The organism is Bradyrhizobium sp. LTSPM299, assembly GCF_000938235.1.
Lineage (GTDB): Bacteria > Pseudomonadota > Alphaproteobacteria > Rhizobiales > Xanthobacteraceae > Bradyrhizobium.
In genome coordinates this window covers 19,018-34,085 of the sequence record NZ_JYMU01000044.1, presented here as the reverse complement: position 1 = coordinate 34,085, position 15,068 = coordinate 19,018, and the positions used below count along the sequence as shown (strand labels likewise).

General features: G+C 63.1%; 14 protein-coding genes. 8 read left to right on the top strand and 6 right to left on the bottom strand.

Annotated features, from left to right (window positions below):
• A partial coding sequence (locus UP10_RS21860) for a flagellin N-terminal helical domain-containing protein (protein ID WP_044589348.1) occupies positions 1-1,190 on the bottom strand: 1,190 nt, incomplete at its 3' end.
• Positions 1,191-1,785: 595 nt separating this feature from the next.
• Here UP10_RS21860 and UP10_RS21855 point away from each other — a divergent pair.
• The 3 genes from UP10_RS21855 to UP10_RS21845 all read left to right on the top strand — a co-directional run bounded on the left by UP10_RS21855 (position 1,786) and on the right by UP10_RS21845 (position 3,743).
• Positions 1,786-2,496, top strand: a complete 711-nt coding sequence (locus UP10_RS21855; RefSeq protein ID WP_044589341.1) for a Crp/Fnr family transcriptional regulator — start codon at positions 1,786-1,788, stop codon at positions 2,494-2,496.
• 251 nt (positions 2,497-2,747) lie between these two features.
• Positions 2,748-3,404: a Crp/Fnr family transcriptional regulator gene (locus UP10_RS21850; protein WP_502692234.1), complete on the top strand. Its 657-nt coding sequence runs from the start codon at positions 2,748-2,750 to the stop codon at positions 3,402-3,404.
• 90 nt (positions 3,405-3,494) lie between these two features.
• Positions 3,495-3,743: a hypothetical protein gene (locus UP10_RS21845; RefSeq protein WP_044589339.1), complete on the top strand. Its 249-nt coding sequence runs from the start codon at positions 3,495-3,497 to the stop codon at positions 3,741-3,743.
• Positions 3,744-3,819: 76 nt separating this feature from the next.
• Here UP10_RS21845 and UP10_RS21840 read toward each other — a convergent pair whose 3' ends face one another.
• Entirely contained in the window at positions 3,820-4,431 is a 612-nt protein-coding gene (locus UP10_RS21840) for a helix-turn-helix domain-containing protein (RefSeq protein WP_050043770.1), read from the bottom strand.
• Positions 4,432-5,065: 634 nt separating this feature from the next.
• Here UP10_RS21840 and UP10_RS21835 point away from each other — a divergent pair.
• Complete coding sequence (locus UP10_RS21835; RefSeq protein ID WP_044589337.1) at positions 5,066-5,482, top strand: hypothetical protein; 417 nt, start codon at positions 5,066-5,068, stop codon at positions 5,480-5,482.
• 105 nt (positions 5,483-5,587) lie between these two features.
• Here UP10_RS21835 and UP10_RS21830 read toward each other — a convergent pair whose 3' ends face one another.
• Together UP10_RS21830 and UP10_RS21825 are read right to left on the bottom strand one after the other, a co-directional pair.
• Entirely contained in the window at positions 5,588-5,770 is a 183-nt protein-coding gene (locus tag UP10_RS21830) for a hypothetical protein (protein ID WP_044539545.1), read from the bottom strand.
• Positions 5,771-5,863: 93 nt separating this feature from the next.
• Positions 5,864-6,871: a glycoside hydrolase family 3 N-terminal domain-containing protein gene (locus tag UP10_RS21825; RefSeq protein WP_245321809.1), complete on the bottom strand. Its 1,008-nt coding sequence runs from the start codon at positions 6,869-6,871 to the stop codon at positions 5,864-5,866.
• Positions 6,872-6,994: 123 nt separating this feature from the next.
• Between UP10_RS21825 and UP10_RS21820 the strand changes: the two genes are divergently transcribed.
• Entirely contained in the window at positions 6,995-9,088 is a 2,094-nt protein-coding gene (locus tag UP10_RS21820) for an acetoacetate--CoA ligase (RefSeq protein ID WP_082077213.1), read from the top strand.
• 12 nt (positions 9,089-9,100) lie between these two features.
• Here UP10_RS21820 and UP10_RS21815 read toward each other — a convergent pair whose 3' ends face one another.
• The gene (locus UP10_RS21815) at positions 9,101-10,036 is read right to left on the bottom strand and encodes a LysR family transcriptional regulator (protein ID WP_044589334.1); all 936 of its coding nucleotides are present in this window, start codon (positions 10,034-10,036) and stop codon (positions 9,101-9,103) included.
• A 72-nt stretch (positions 10,037-10,108) separates the two neighbouring features.
• On the opposite strand from UP10_RS21815, the gene UP10_RS21810 reads away from it, so the two are divergent.
• From UP10_RS21810 to UP10_RS21800, 3 genes are read left to right on the top strand one after another with little or no spacing between them, the layout of a single operon-like run.
• Complete coding sequence (locus UP10_RS21810) at positions 10,109-11,269, top strand: DSD1 family PLP-dependent enzyme (RefSeq protein WP_044589333.1); 1,161 nt, start codon at positions 10,109-10,111, stop codon at positions 11,267-11,269.
• A gap of 17 nt (positions 11,270-11,286) precedes the next feature.
• The gene (locus tag UP10_RS21805; protein WP_044589332.1) at positions 11,287-11,943 is read left to right on the top strand and encodes an HAD-IA family hydrolase; all 657 of its coding nucleotides are present in this window, start codon (positions 11,287-11,289) and stop codon (positions 11,941-11,943) included.
• Positions 11,944-11,956: 13 nt separating this feature from the next.
• The gene (locus UP10_RS21800; protein ID WP_044589331.1) at positions 11,957-13,093 is read left to right on the top strand and encodes a threonine synthase; all 1,137 of its coding nucleotides are present in this window, start codon (positions 11,957-11,959) and stop codon (positions 13,091-13,093) included.
• 232 nt (positions 13,094-13,325) lie between these two features.
• On the opposite strand, the gene UP10_RS21795 is transcribed toward UP10_RS21800, so the two are convergent.
• Positions 13,326-15,023, bottom strand: coding sequence for a porin (locus tag UP10_RS21795; RefSeq protein WP_197086878.1), 1,698 nt, complete (start codon positions 15,021-15,023; stop codon positions 13,326-13,328).
• Positions 15,024-15,068: the final 45 nt, after the last annotated feature.

The window sequence follows — 15,068 nt, the reverse complement described above, 5'->3', positions numbered from 1 at the left end:
TTGGCCAGAGCCAGCGCGGACACCGCGATCGACTGGCGGGTCGACAGCGCCTGGCTGTTGGCCGCTTCCTCGTTGGTGTCGGCCAGCGTCAGGTTGGACGAGCCGGTCTGCAACACGTTGATCAGGTTCTTGTTGAAGTCCTGGCGGATCTGCACGACCGAGAGGTTCGAACCGAGCGACGACGCTTCCGAGCGGAGCGTGTCGGAGGCCGAGCCGAGCTTGGCAACGATGGCGTTTGCCGAGGTGCTGTCCAGGAAATCGGTGCCAGCCGTCAGCGAACCGAGACCAAGGCCGCCGGCGTTAAAGGTCACACCCGAGATGTTGAGGGTGGACTTGCCGGTTTCATTGAACGTCAGCTTCAGATTGTCGCCGTTCAACAGGTTGACGCCGTTGAAGGACGAATCCTGGGCGGTCGTCGTAATCTGCTGGATGATGACGTTGTACTGGCTGACGAGGTTGGCGCGGGTCGCCTGCGAGGTCGGATCGGAAACGGCGGCATTGACCGTGCCGACCGTTGCAGTGGTGGTGCCCGCAATGTCGACGCCTTCACCGGTCGGGGCGGTGCCCGTCTTGGTGATGGTCTGGCTGGCGGCATCGTTGGTCGAGGTGAAGGTCAGCGTATCGGCGGTCGCGGAGAGCGACGCGGAGACGGCAACGCCGTTCGAAGCCAGCACGCTGTTGAGCTGATCGAGCGTCTGGACGGTCGCGGTGCCCGCACCGGTCGAGAAGCTCGAACCGACCGTGACCGCGAGCGAGCCGGTGGCGGTCTTGAAGGTGATGACCGAACCGCCGAGCTTGCCGGCATTGAGGTCGGTGGCCACCGTGGTGCCGGTGCCGGCGCCAGTACCGGTGACGTCGACATTGGCCTTGGTCGAGTAGCCGACCGGGCTCTGCAGCACCTGGTTGGCGATCGACTTCGCGGTATCGACCAGCTTCTGCAGCGAGGTGATGCCGGTGTTGGCGGACTGCAGGACCTGCACGCCGTTGCCGATGCCATCCAGCAAATTGTTGATGTCGCTGGCGCGGTTGTCGAGCGATTGCGCGGTGAAATAGTTGGTCGGGTTGTCGAGGGCGGTGTTGACCTTCTTGCCGGTGGCAAGACGGTTCTGCGTGGTCGAGAGCAGATCGGCGGTCGACTGCAGCGAGAGCAGGTTTTGACGGACCGATGACGAAAGGACGATGTCGGACATACTGATACCCTTCTGGATGAACACACGATTGACGCGACGCCGCAAATTTCACGCGGCGATCGCGGCCACACTGGGCCGTCGGCGCTACCCGTTCGTTAAAGAGCTGCTCCGTACTAATACCCAGAAGACCCATGCCCGGTAATTCTACCGGCGGATGCTGCGGTCGACGCGCCAGTCGGCAGCGATTCGGCGGCGCATGCGTTGCGGCTGAAGAATTTTCCCGTATTCGCAGGGCTGCCCGCAGCACCGAACGGGTCGACCGGATTCTGCGCGTGAGTGGAATTACGCGCGCGACGATGCGCGGCCGGCATGTTCAAACGTTAATGAAAATCAACGAATGTCAACGAATTCTGAAACCTTCAGGCCGCATCGCGGTGCTGGACTCGAGCACCCTCCGTGTGTCGCGAATCGAGCTGATTGCCGCGGCGTCGAAGGCTCGGGCAGATGTCTGCCCTGTAGAATGTATAAAGGCGGCACCACAACTCTTGTGCAATTGGACAGGGAAGCTATGTTCGCTGCCATTCCACGCGCCAAGAGTAGCCAAGAGTAGGTGATGCGAGACTGTAAAGTGCTCCCGCCCTCGGCAGGAGCCCCAATGTCTGCGGTATCGCGTCCGCCTAATCGTCTGTTGCAAGCGCTCCCCGTGGCGGAGTACGAGCAACTCCATCCGCTTCTCGAAACCGTCGAGCTGACCAAGGATACGGTGCTGGCCGACGCCGGCGCGCCGGTCCAGCGAGTCTACCTGCCGCACAGCGGCGTGGTTTCAATGATGGTCCATTTGTCCGACGGGCAGTCGGTCGAAATCGCGACGGTCGGCCGCGACAACATCGTCGGCGTGACTGCCGCGCTTGATGGCGGTCCGCTGTTCGCCGATGCGATCGTCGCGGTGCCGGGGACCGCTTCGGTATTGAAGGCGGAGGACTTCCGCGAGATGGCCGATCGCAATGTCGTCTTCCGGACACTGGTCAGTCGCTATGAGCAGGCGCTGACGGCTCAGACCCAGCAGTCCGTCGCGTGCAACGTTTCGCATCCGGTTGAGGCGCGGCTATCGCGCTGGCTGCTCCGCGCGCGGGATCTGTGCGGCAGCGAGGCATTGCCGCTGACCCAGGAGATGCTGGCGCAGATGATCGGTGTCCGGCGCAATGCGGTCTCGATCGTCGCGCACGGATTTCAACAGGCCGGCATCCTCCGCTATAGCCGCGGGCACATCGAAATCACCGATATCGACGGTCTGCGGAAAGCGTCCTGTGAGTGCTACGCGACGGTCAAGGCGCATGCGGAGCAGTTGGTCGGAGCGGAGGATTGATCGCGCCGGGCGGCGAGGCATCCGCCCGAGCCAGCCTGCGGTATCCACGGCGACCGGCAACAAGACCTAACAGAAGTGTTTCTCTTTGGAAAAAAAACTGGCAACATAGCGTGCAGAGATGCACCGCTGCACGCGGCAGCGTCGGTGCCCAGAGACAAGCTTTGCCGGTCAGGCCGGAGGTTGCTTTGGATACGATTGCGCGACCACCGAATGGATTTCTGTCATCGCTGTCGACGAGCGATTTCGAATTGATGCGCCTGCATCTGCGCACCGTCGACCTAGCTGTGGATTCAGTGCTGGTCGAGGTCGATGAGGTCCTCAAACGCGCATACATGCCCCACAGGGGCGTGATCTCGCTGGTGGTCAAGCTGGCAAGGGGCGAGCACGTGCAAGTCGCGATGGTCGGCCGTGACAGCATCTTTGGCGCGTTCGCGGGACTCGGCGAGGCGCCTTCGCTGAACAGTGCCGTGATGCTGGTGCCGGGCGTCGCCTCGACGATCGAGGTCGAGGCGTTTCGGGCAGCCGCCGGCCAGAGCCCGACGCTTCGTGCCGCGCTGATTCGGCACGGGCTCGCCGTCTATGCCCAGATCCAGCAGACTGCCGGCTGCAACGCCGCCCACACCGTGGAGTCGCGGTTGGCACGCTGTCTGCTTCAGACACGCGATCTCTCCGGCAGCAACAAGATCGTTCTGACGCAGGAAATGATGGCGCAGATGATCGGCGCGCGGCGCAACAGCGTGTCGCTGGTCGCCCACACGTTGCAGCAAGCCAATTTCATCCATTACAGCCGTGGCCATATCGAGATCACCAACCTCGACGGCCTGACCAAGACCTCGTGCGAATGCTACGCCACGGTCAAGGCCCAGTATGCGGGGCTGCTGCATTGTCAGGAGATCCTCAGCGCCTGATCGCATCGTGAGCCGTACTTCTACGGCGTGGAATTTTCACGGTCGGATAACGTTGCATCGCCAAAGTCGCATGGACGCGCGGGGGAGCCGATGTTCACTTACGAAACGACCGACCAGAAGGAAGCTAGGCGCTTCCGTATTGCCCAGTTCAACGGCCGATCCGCCACCATCCGTTCGGCCGATGCGACGGTCACGGGCCGAGTCCGCTCGATCGTCGAGAGCAAGACCAGTGTCAGGATGACATGGGTGATCACGATCGTTCCGGAGGAGCGGACATCCATGGTCCCGACGGCACGGCCGGCGCCGCGTATGCCGATTGCGGCGGAAGACTACGTCTGAAACGCCCGATCGCCGCCGCGCTCCGGCAATCTCCAAAACGATAGGCAATCCGCTGCCGCCGCTGTTTTCTCGTTGATCAGACCGGCTGCAACAGGGCCTTGCGGACGAGATCGGCGGTGTTGCGCGCACCGAGCTTGCGCATGGCTTCAGCGCGATGGCTTTCGAACGTGCGCGGACTGATGCTCATGCGCAACGCCCCCTGCTTGTTGGAATAGCCGTCGCTGATCAGGCTGAGCACTTCGCGCTCGCGCTTGGTCAGCGGCTTGCGGCCGGCTTCCGGCGCGAACATCACGTCGGGCGAACGGGAACGGGCTGGCATGTCGTCCCGGATCGGCTTGAGTTCGGCCGCCGGGACAGCATTCGGATAGAGATCGGAAATCTGTTTCAGCATCGCGGAAACGCGCTCGGTTTGCTCGAGCGCATTCTCGATGACCTGCCGAAGGTAAATGCCGTTACCGGGCGTCTGCGCGAATTGATGGCTGTGCTGCTTGAGCTCGTTCATGTAGAGCAACAGCGCCGTCACGGGTCCATTGAACTGGCGGACGATCGCAGCGCCAGCCTCCTCCGTCGCCGGCATTCGCTGCGCAGACGGCGAGCTCAGCGCTTGGTGATCCTGGGCCTCGAGCGGAGCGCCCTCGTCCATCCAGGTCGGAAGGCGAAACTCGGCTCGATCATCGTGTTGCGTCATACGTATGGTTTACCGAAGGTGAACTGCGTCGACGTTAACGCGGAACTCAGTAGAAATACGGATAACGCAACTGTGATCCGGGGCCCAGCCAGCCAAAAGAGGCAGATGCCTGCTGATTTGGCAACGAATCTCGGATAGCCGGGTCGAGTTGCAGTAGTCTTACGGGCGGGGTCCCACTCCGGTCTCCGTATTTCGACGGGGATAAATTTACTTTCGGTCGCTTCGCTCGAACACGTTCTGCCGCGTGAACTTGGCCGTCAATCGACGTGATTCGCCGCCTCCCGGGAGGCCGTTACGGCGCGCTGGACCCGGTATTGGCTCCTGTGAGGGGTGCTCGGAACCTCATGGACGGCGGAGCCGGAGGAACTTCTGCAGGAATCGTCCCGATATGACGAACCTGAACCACCAATACGCCATCCGTCGCGTCGACATTGCCATGCCCTCGGCACCGGGATGGTCCGGTATCTCTTCAATACCGCGTGCTCCGGCACAGGGGTGTGAGACCGTTCACATCGGAGCGAGGGCACCGCGACAACAGCGAACGGCAATTTACAGCCTTCCCCCGCGCCGCGATGATCGTCTCCCGGATGGCCCGCAAGACCCCGGCCAAGACCCCGGCAAGCAGGCAGCGACAATGCGCAGACGAAACGGACCATGGATGGCGATCGCGGCGCTGGCCGCAACACTGGCGCTCAGCGCTGGCGCGCAGGCTCAGACCGCACCGGCCAGCACGGCAACGCCGACATCGGATAACGCGGTCCTGCTCACGATCTTCCTAAAGCACGATCAGTCGCGACCGCTCGGCGAACTGAATGCCCAGCTCGAGCGGCAGGGCTTCTACAAAGCGTTTCCGCCTGAAGGCGTCGAGGTGGTCAGTTGGTACGTGATGATGGGAATTGGCCAGGTGGTGACGTTACGGCTGCCGGCATCGCGGCTGCGCGAGGTCAACCGCGTCATCGAGAACAGCGCCTGGGGTGCCTATCACACCGAATTCCATCCAACCTACGACTACAAGGCAGTCGGGATCGCCAGTCACGAGAAGGCGAAGTAACGAGAGCCTTCCCGCGCTTGAGACAGAATTGAACCACGACCGCGCACAGGGCTAGGCCGGTTCTGGATTGTCAGAACCGGCAACCCAATTGGGCGCGACCCCGCGTTATGCGTGCGCCTTCGAGCGCAGGCTCAGCTTTGTCGCCAGCATCCGCAGATCCTCGCTGCGCCCGCTGCAGAGTAAGCGCGTGAATTCGTCGGGATCGATGGAGGAGGGCGAGACATCGGCTGATTTGCCCGCGACGCGGCGCAGCCAGGTCAATCGGAAGAGACGCTTGAGCATCTTCATGGTTGTTGAGCCCCGATGAGCGTCATCATTAATTCGCGGCAATGCCGGTTGGTTCCACCGGCTGTCGTGCTTACGACGAATTTCGCTGTCAGCTCAGGCGAGCAGCGCCTTGCGCCTTCGTACTCGCTCAATGGATTGCCGCACCGCGGCCTGATCGAGCGCTCCACCGGCGATCCGCGCCGCGATCGCCTCGGCGATGGCAGCCATCTCCCGCTCCTGGTCGAACAGATTGTTGCCGATGCAGACCACGTCCATGCCGGCGCCAATTGCCTGCAAGCTCGCGGTATGGGTTCCGAGCGCCTTCTGCAACCCCTGCATCTGCATGTCGTCTGATATCAGGAGCGTCTCCGGCAAGCGGGCGCGAAGCCGGCCGATCCCGGCGGATGACAATGTCATCGGCTTGCGTTCGTCCCACGGACGGACGATGGCGTGGCTGACCAGTACCGCATCGCCAAAGGTCTGTGGCGCCAGCGTATAGAACAGCTCTTCCTGCTCGGGCCGCAACGCATCGGAGATGTCCATGAACTCCAGATGCGAATCGACGTTGGCGCCGCCAATGCCCGGGAAATGCTTCAGGCAGAGGCCTACTCCCGCCTGCCGCGCCGCAGCGTCGACAAGCCGAGCATTAGCTTCGACCTCGCCGATATCGGCCGAATAAGACCGCTTGATCCTGCCGATGTTTGGATTGTCAGCGTTATAATCGACATCGATGACCGGCGCGAAATTGTAGCGGATGCCGAGCCGGCGCAACTCACCATAGCTCGCGGCCAGGATTTCCTGCTTCTCGGCCGTCGCGAGCAGTTTGAAATCCTTCGCGCTCGGCAGCGGCGCAAAGCCCAGGCCATCCTTGAGTCGCCGCACCAATCCGCCCTCCTGGTCGATGAAGACCATTGGGCCCGAGGGCAATGCCGCAATCTCGGCGCAGAGTGACTGCACCTGATCCGGAGAGGCGATGTTGTTGTCGTACTGCCGCGTCTGGCACGAGTAATCGAACAGGATCACTCCGCCGAGGCCGAAGCGCGCGGCAAATTCCTTCAGCCAAGGCGGAATGGCCGTGCCGTAAAAGCCGAGGATGAAGAGTTCGCCGACGGACATAGGCATTCGCTCATCCTGCGCGCAGAATCGGGTGCGGCTCCCTGCTAACGCCATAGCATGCGGAGACGGCGGTAAGAATATGCTGACGCGGCGGCTCGCCGGGACGGCGTTCCCCGCGCTCGCGGCTCTATGGTAGAGAGGACGCAAGCTTCGACTAAGAAGATCCGGAAACCGACCATGACAGCACCTTACGTCCCGCAAATGGCGCTTTACCGCCAATGGCTGAAACAGACGCGCGGCCTTGAGTATGCTGATTTCGAGGAGATGCGGCGGTGGTCGGTCGCCGATATCGACGGCTTCTGGCAGAGCGTCTGGGACTATTTCGATATTCAGTCACCGACGCCGCACACCGCGGTGCTGGCGAGCCGCAAGATGCCCGGCGCGGTGTGGTTTCCCGGTGCCCAGGTCAACTATGCCCGACAGGTCCTGCGCCACATCGCGCCGGCGCATGCCGCGGGCCTCCCGGCCCTCGTCTCACGCGGTGAAGACGGCGTGTTATCGGAAACGAGCTGGCCCGAGCTCAAGCGCAAGGTCGCCGCGCTGGCGCTGCACCTGAAAGCCCAGGGCGTGCACTCCGGCGATCGCGTCGCAGCCTACCTGCCCAACATTCCGGAGACGATCATCGCGTTTCTCGCGACCGCCAGCCTGGGCGCGATCTGGAGCGTCTGCGCGCCCGACATGGCCGCACCCGCGGTGATCGACCGCTTCAAGCAGATCGAGCCAAAAGTGCTGATCGCCTGCGACGCCGTCACCTATGCCGGCCGGCGCCATGATCGGCGGCCGGTGATCGACGAATTGCGGCGTGCGCTGCCGACGGTCGAGCATGTCATTCTGCACAGCGAGACTGCAGCGTCCGACACGCAGCTTTCGTCCATCCTCGCAGGCGACAACGCCGAGATCGATGCGTTCGAGCCGAAATGGCTGCCGTTCGATCATCCGCTCTGGATCGTCTATTCCTCAGGCACCACCGGACTGCCGAAACCGATCCTGCACAGCCATGGCGGCGTGATCGTGGTGGCACTGCCGCTCTCGACCCTGCACAACGACATCGGTTGCAGTTACGACAGGAATTCATTCGGTGAGCGCTTCCATTGGTACAGCTCGACAGGCTGGATCATGTGGAACAGTCAGACCAACGGACTGCTGAACGGCACGACCTGCTGCATCTTCGACGGCAGCCCGGGTGGCTCCAAGGACAAGCCCGACTGGACCACGCTGTGGCGCTTCGTCGCCGAGACCAAAGCGACATTCTTCGGCGCCGGCGCCGCGTTCTTTGCCAACTGCACCAAGGCGGAGATCGATCTCGCAGGGGTCGGCGACCTCTCGCAGCTGCGCGCGTTGGGCTCGACCGGATCGCCACTCAGCGCCGACACCCAAGCCTGGTTCAACGACCGCTTCGCCGCGCTTTCGAAGGCCAACGGCAACGCCGCGCAGGCCGACATGTGGTGGGCGAACATCTCCGGCGGCACCGATTTCGCCGGCGCCTTCATCGGAGGCAACCGCGAACTGCCGCAGACGCCGGGCATCATGCAATGCCGCCTGCTCGGCTGCGCGGTGGAAGCCTTCGACGAGCAGGGCCGTGCCGTGATCGACGAGGTCGGCGAACTGGTCTGCACCGAGCCGTTGCCGTCGATGCCGCTGCGGTTCTGGAACGATCCCGGTGACGCACGCTATCGCGCCAGCTACTTCGAGACCTATCCCGATAATTTCGACGGCTCGGGCCGCGGCCCGGTGTGGCGGCACGGCGACTGGCTCAAGATCAACCCCGACGGCGCCTGCGTGATCTACGGCCGCAGCGACGCCACCATCAATCGGCACGGCCTGCGCATGGGCACCAGCGAACTCTATTCGGCGATCGAGGCGCTGCCGGAAGTGCTGGACTCGCTGGTCGTCGATCTCGAATATCTGGGACGCGACAGCTACATGCCGCTGTTCGTGGTGCTGCGCGAGGGCATCGCGCTCGATGCCGCGATGAAGGCTGACATCAACAAGGCGATCGAAGCCGGATTGTCGCGCCGCTTCCTGCCCAACGATATTTTCGCGGTCGCGGAGATTCCGCGCACGCTGTCGGGAAAGAAGCAGGAACTGCCAATCAAGAAGCTCCTGCTCGGTCACGCCATTGAGAACGTAATCAACAGGGATGCGATGGCCAATCCTGGATGCCTGGACTGGTATCTGGAATTCGCGCGGAATTATCTGAGTAGGCAAGCCGGCGCCGCGTGAGCGCACGCACCATCACCGCACGCTCTTGCTGATGTCCGCGCGCCATGGCGGCGGCGAAAGGCCGGCGCGCAAGGATCCCAGGAACGCCTGCGTCCGTCTGGCCCTGCCGCCGCGGCCCGGATTGAGAAGCGCAACGACGTCGGCCGGCGGCAGACGATGATTCGAAAGCACACGCACCAGCTGGCCCGCCGCCAAATCCTCCGCGACATCCCATTCTGACCGCACGATCAGGCCGCAATCCGCCAGCGCCCAGGCCTTCACGACCTCGCCGTCATTGCTGGAGAGTGTCGGCTCGATCCGGACAACCTCCGGCGCCGACCCGGCGCGCTGGCGGGAAAACCGCCAAAGCGTCACGTCCTCCTCGTTCTCGCGCAGCGCAATGCAATCGTGCCCGCGCAGGTCTCGCGGGCTGACCGGCGCTCCCCGTCGCTTCAGGTAGGCCGGCGAGGCGCACAGATACCGTTCATTCGACGCGAGACGCTGAAGCTGAAGCACGGAGTCTTTCAGCACGCCGATATGGATCATGATGTCCCAGGAGCCCGCGGCCGCCCGCCCGAGCCGATCGGACAGCTCCAGATCGACCGACACGTCGGGATGCCGGGATCGGAATGCGGCAATTGCCGGTGCGATGTAGCGGCGTCCGAAGCCAAGCGGAGCGAGAATTTTGAGATGACCGGTGATGGTGCCGCGGCGCGCCTGCAGCGCATCCACAAGCTCCGCCGCACCGTCGAGCAGCGCCCGGCCACGCAACAGCAGCAGTTCGCCCTCATCGGTCAGGGTCAGCCGCCGCGCCGAGCGAATGACCAGTTGAACTCCGAGCCGCTGCTCGATGCCCTGCAGCCGCTGCGAAACGGCAGGCGGTGTCACGTCGAGCGCGCGTGCCGCGGCCGCCAGCGTGTTGGCCGCGGCGATCGCAACAAAAAACCTGATGTCGTCGGTCGAGAGCATTAAGCATGAGCTTAATCTAGGAATGATAATCGGTAAATTGCACTTAGCCTAAAAGCAGCTAATCTTAAGTCCATGCCCCTCGCACCCGCGCCAACACCACTGCGATCCCTCGCCGGGATCGAGACCCCTTGCCTTGTCCTCGACGAAGGCCGGATGTTGAATAACATCGCCCGCCTGAGGGGCAGACTGACGCGGCTTGGCGTCCCCCTCCGTCCGCATCTGAAGACCGCAAAATCAGTCGAAATTGCCCGCGCCGTCATGGATGGCCCGACTGGGCCGGCTGCGGTCTCGACTCTGCGCGAGGCAGAAGTCTTCGCGGCCGCAGGGGTCAAGGACCTCCTCTACGCTGTCGGTATCGCGCCACAAAAGCTGGATCGCGTCACCGCGCTGCGGCGGCGCGGCGTGGACCTGTGCGTGATCCTCGACAGCATCGAACAGGCGAATGCCGTCACGGAAACGGCGCGCGCGACCGGCGACCGGATTCCGGCGCTGATCGAGATCGACTGTGACGGCCACCGTGCCGGCGTCCGAGCCGACGACCCGCTGCTCGCCGAGATCGGTCGCACGCTTCACGCCGGCGGCGCTGAATTGCGCGGCGTCATGACCCACGCCGGAGAGTCCTATAGCTGCCGCAGCGTGGCGGCGCTCGAGGCGGCCGGCGAACAGGAACGCGCAGCCGCGGTTGGCTGTGCCGAGGCGCTGCGCTCGGCCGGGCTGCGATGTCCGGTGGTCAGCGTCGGCTCGACACCGACGGCGCATTTCGCGCGCCATCTCGACGGCGTGACCGAAATGCGCGCCGGCGTCTTCGTGATGTTCGATCTGGTGATGGCCGGGATCGGGGTCTGCACGCTCGATGACATCGCGCTGTCGGTGCTCACGACCGTGACAGGCCATCGTGCCGATCGCGGCTGGACTTTCATCGACGCGGGCTGGATGGCACTGTCGCGTGATCGCGGCACCGCCAGGCAGGCGGTCGACCAGGGCTATGGCGTGGTGTGCGACAGCGACGGACGGCCATATCCCGACCTGATCGCGAGCGAGGCCAACCAGGAGCACGGCATCATCGCCCGCCGTCCTGGCAGCACGGCGCCACAAGTGCTGTTGCCGCTGGGCACGCGATTACGGATCTTGCCGAATCATGCTTGCGCGACCGGCGCCCAGCACGACCGGTACCATGTCGTCAGCGCTGGTTCTGACGTCGTCAGGGAATGGGAGCGGTTTCGCGGATGGTAGGAGACAGAGCGCACCCCATGACGCGAACTTACGATGCCGTCCTGTTCGACCTATTGACCGCATTGCTGGACAGCTGGACGCTTTGGAATGAGGTCGCGGGCTCCGCGGAGGCCGGATACCGCTGGCGGGCGGAGTACCTCAAGAACACCTACGCCACCGGGCGCTATCGTCCCTATGAAGATCTGGTCGGTGAGGCCGCACGCAATGTCGGACTCGCGTTCGACTGTGCCCACGAACTCGGCGCACGCTACGCGGAGCTCGATCCCTGGCCGGAGGTCCGCGAGACCCTGCGAGCATTGCACGAGGCCGGCATCGCGTTGGGCGTCGTAACCAATTGTTCGGAACGGCTGGGCCGCATCGCCGCTGATCGCATCGGCATTCCCTTCACGGTCTTTGTGACGGCCGAACGCGCCGGTTATTACAAGCCGCAACCGCAGCCCTATCAACTTGCACTGGATGAATTGCCGGCCGGCTCGAAGCGATGCCTGTTTGTGGCGGGATCCGGCTATGATCTGTTCGGCACGGCACGTGTCGGCCTGCCAACATGGTGGCATAATCGTGCCGGAATGACCTTGCCGGAAGGGGCACCTGCCCCGATCGAGGTTCGCAGCGACTTGACGACACTGCCGCCATTTGTTCTCGGTCACGGCGCGTCCAGCCGCCCCACGCTCTAAGGATTGAATTGAGATGCCATCGCCCAGCTACATCGACCCGCTCAACGGCAAGCTCTATCCGCTGGATGTGCCCCGCTGGTGCTCCGACGAAGGCAAGCCGCTGCTGGTGACACCACTCACGGGCATCTCTCGCGACGATATCGATCGCAGCATCCGCTCGCTGTGGCGTTACAGTGCTGCGCTGCCGGCGGAGATCGCGAAGCCGATCACGATGGGCGAAGGCTGTACGCCGATGGCTGAGAGAGAGTGGGGAGAGCTTCGGCCCCACTTCAAGCTCGAATGGTTCAATCCGACGTCGAGCTTCAAGGATCGCGGCACCACGGTGATGCTGTCGTTCATGCGGCAGCTCGGCGTCGATGCCGTGCTGGAAGACAGTTCGGGCAATGGCGGCGCGTCGGTTTCAGCATATGGCGCCGCGGGCGGGATGCGGGTGAAAATCCTCGCACCTAGCACGACTTCGCCGATGAAGGTCGCCCAGATGCACGCCTTCGGCGCCGAAGTGCAGTTGGTGGAGGGACCGCGCGAGGAATCGGAAGCCGAAGCGATCCGCCAGTCGGAGCAGATATTCTACTCCAGCCACAACTGGCAGCCATTCTTCCTGCAGGGCACGAAATCGCTCGCCTACGAGATCTGGGAAGACTTCAATTTTACGGCGCCCGACAATATCATCATGCCGGTCGGCGCCGGCAGCAGCCTGCTCGGCTGCTATATCGGCTTCAAGGAGCTGCTCGCGGCCGGGCAGATCACGCGGCTGCCGCGTCTGTTCGCCGCCCAGCCGCTGAATTGCTCGCCGGTCGATGCCAGCTTTGCCGCCGGCGTCGACACCCCGATCGATCGCGCCGTTAACAAGACCATCGCCGAAGGCACCGCCATCAAGCATCCATTGCGCTTGAAGCAGATGATCGCCGCGCTGAAGGAGACCGGCGGCGGCACGGTCGCGATCCCCGAAGACGGCGTCGTCGCCGCGCTGAAGCGGCTCGCGCGCACCGGTCTCTTTGTCGAGCCGACTTCGGCCTCGGCCGCAGCCGCCCTCGACGTGCTCAGTGAGCGCGGCACGATCCGGCCGACTGAGCGCACCGTCGTCATCATCACCGGGACCGGGATCAAAGCCGCGTCGCAGATCACGGATCTTCTGGCGGAAGGGAATTAGTGAGTCTCGGCCCTGCATCGGCGACTGGTCTCCCCTCGGCGACCCCACTGCCGATACCGGCAATGAGGTCGTCAGAGAACATCGTTGCCGTCGCCTAGAGCGTTTTCGAGCCAACGGGTCGCGCGATTGCGCGCCCGATGACAGGCTCCGTGGACACCGGTTCGCGTGAAGAAAACGCGTCAAAACAAGAATATGGAGCTTCGGTTCTGATTCAATCAGAACCGAAAATGCTCTAGAACTTCCACGAAGCGCCGGTCGAGACGCCCACGATCGTCGTGCCGGCGTAACAGTGCGGCGTTGACGTGTAGCCACCATCCGCACCGAACGCGTCGTGACAGTCCGTCGTCACGCCCCTGCCGCCGGCGCCGAGATCATAGTGGGCGCTCGGCCCGTTGAAGGTGGCCGCGACCGAGGCGTACCAAGTGAAGTTCGGGCTCACTTTCCTCTTATAGGAGGCCGTTACCATGTCGGCCTTGTTGTCGTTGGGGCCATAGGTGCCGAGTCCGTCGATCGTCGTCAGCGTCGAGGTGTTGTGCTGGCCGGGATCGCCGGTGGCCGCGAACGCATGCGCCCATCCGAAATGGATGCTGTCGACATCGGTCAATTCCTGGCTGACGAAGAACCACGTGCCGTTGCGGGTTCGCTCGTTCTGGAATTGCAGGTCCGCCGGAACGTAACGATGCATCATTTCAAAGATGCCGCCAACCGTGGTCCGGGTGGCGAAACGATACAATGCACCAACCTTGAAGGCGTCCTCGTCCCCGACATTTTCGTTGAACAGGTTCTGGGCATAGGCGTTTGGCAACGCGGCGGTGCCGTAGATTGCCGTGATATCGCTCTGACGGTTGACCGCTTGATGACGCTCATAAGCGACCGTCGCGTAGAACGGGCCGTTGGTGTAGCTCAAATTCGCGCTGTAGGCATTACTGAAGGAGCCGTCATTACACGCGATCGGCAGATTGCCGCCGCTCTGGGGGACGTTACCGCCGGCGCAATCGGATTCTCCGGCCGCGATGTTGGAGCTGTCGGTATCGCGGTTCTGCCCCGGCGCAAACAAGGCGTTGAACTGGAAGCCTGAGATGGTGGGCGATTCGTACCAGATCGCATGATCGAGCCGGGTGCCGAATTCAACACGGTTGTCGCCGCCGGTATTACCCATGACCACGCTGTAGTCGCCGATCTGGCCCGAGAACGGGTTGAACGCGGACGTCGAGGTCTTGTAGGGCGCATCGGTCTTGCCGATCTTGACCGCACCCCACTCCGACGACCCGAGGCCGATATATGTGTTGCGGTTGAACATCGCGCCGTTGACCGTGTTGCTCAGACTGCTGTTGTTTTCCTTCAAACCGGGCGTGGCCGAAACATCGAAACCGAGTTCGAGCTGATAGAGGAAATTGGCTTCCATGCCGGGCAGATGTTGGAAGCCGCGAACGCCGAGATAGGAGAGGTTGGTCGAGATCGCGGGCATCCACCCGAAATTCCCGACCGGAGGCGTGGCGCCGTTCAGGTTCAGGTTTCCGACATTCTTCGCTGTGTCGTCGATCGAGACGTCCAGATTGCCGTAAGCGGTGATCTCGCCCCCGGGCGTATAGAATGTCAGGGGAGCGCCGTGCTTGTGCTCGAAATAGGTGTGTCCCTGCGCATCCACTTCAACGACGGGCGTCTTCAGCGATGCCGGCGCACCGCCGCTCGCTGGCGCGCTGGCCACACGGCCTGGAGCGGCCTGGACCACGGGCGCCGCGGCTTTCGAAGATTCGACACGATTGAGCCGCGCCTTGAGCGTGGCATTCTCCTTGGCAAGTTGAGCATTGCTTTGCTCGATCGCCTGAAGCCGCTCCAGGACCACATCGAGCTTGTCCGCAGACGCCGGCGCAGGCCGAGAAACGACCGCTATCGCGATAGCGGAGACCGTTAGCGCATATTTCTTCATCGCCATCCCCTGTTAGAACGGCTCTTAAATCGAGCCTGCCAAAAG